Source organism: Microbacterium umsixpiens, assembly GCF_053543675.1.
Genome location: NZ_JBLVOH010000043.1, coordinates 12149 through 13098, shown reverse-complemented (window position 1 = coordinate 13098; position 950 = coordinate 12149). Strand labels below are relative to the sequence as shown.

The following is a 950-nucleotide window of genomic DNA, read 5'->3' as shown; positions in this document are numbered from 1 at the left end:
CGATCACGTAGTCGGTGATCGAACCGCTCGACTCGTCGATGTAGTCGCCGATGCCCGACGTGTGGGACAGCAGGTGCTCGACCGTGACGGCGTCGTCGACGAGCGGGAGATCGTCGCCGAGGAAGGGCCTCACCAGGTCGTCGAGCGCGAGCGTCCCGTCATCGACGAGCGCTCCGATCGTGACCGCGGTGAAACCCTTCGCGATGCTGGCGACGCCGCACCGGCTCTCCGCCGCCATCGGCAGGCCGTGGGCGCGGTCCGCGAGCCCGTACCCGCGGGCGAACGGTTCTTCGCCGGGACGGTCGACGCGGATCACCCCGCTGAATCCGTTCGCCTCGGCGGCCTCGTGCAGGGCCAGTGCGACATCCGTTCTCGCAGTGGTCATGTGTCCGTACCCCTTCTCGTACTCGTCTTCGCTGACGGGTCTTCTCTTACTCGTTTCCGATCGCGGCGGTGGTCGCCCGCACGACCAGTCTGGTGGGTAGCGTGACGTGCATCTCCTCGACGGGCTGCCCGGCGAGGAGGGCGAAGACCATCTCGGCCGCCACCGACCCCAGGCGACGCATCGGCTGCTGGATCGTGGTGAGCGGCAGGGCGCGGCGGGAGGCCTCCGGCACGTCGTCGAACCCCACCACCGAGAGGTCTTCCGGCACCCGGAGCCCCAGCTCGTGCGCGACCTCGATCACGGCGATGGCCGAGAGGTCGTTCGCGGCGAACACGGCCGTGGGCCGCGAAGGCCCGGCCAGCAGGATCCGCGCCGAATCCCTCGTGGCCTCGAGCTCGTAGCGACCGGAGCGGATCAGATCGAGATCGACCGGGATGCCGGCGTCGCTCAGCGCGCGTCGATACCCGGCATCGCGCAGACCCGCGGATCGCAGATCGGGGCGCCCGCCCAGGAAGCTGATGCGGCGGTGCCCGAGGTCGAGCAGGTGCCGGGTCGCCGTCAGCGC

At 70.3% G+C, this 950-nt stretch carries 2 protein-coding genes; both read right to left on the bottom strand.

Annotated features, from left to right (window positions below; translation table 11 throughout):
• Positions 1-385, bottom strand: a 385-nt coding sequence (locus ACNPM4_RS05000) for a serine hydrolase domain-containing protein (protein ID WP_448984899.1), incomplete at its 3' end; no start/stop codon positions are given.
• Positions 386-431: 46 nt separating this feature from the next.
• Positions 432-950 (bottom strand): substrate-binding domain-containing protein (locus ACNPM4_RS04995; RefSeq protein WP_448984898.1); only part of this gene is annotated, 519 nt, incomplete at its 5' end.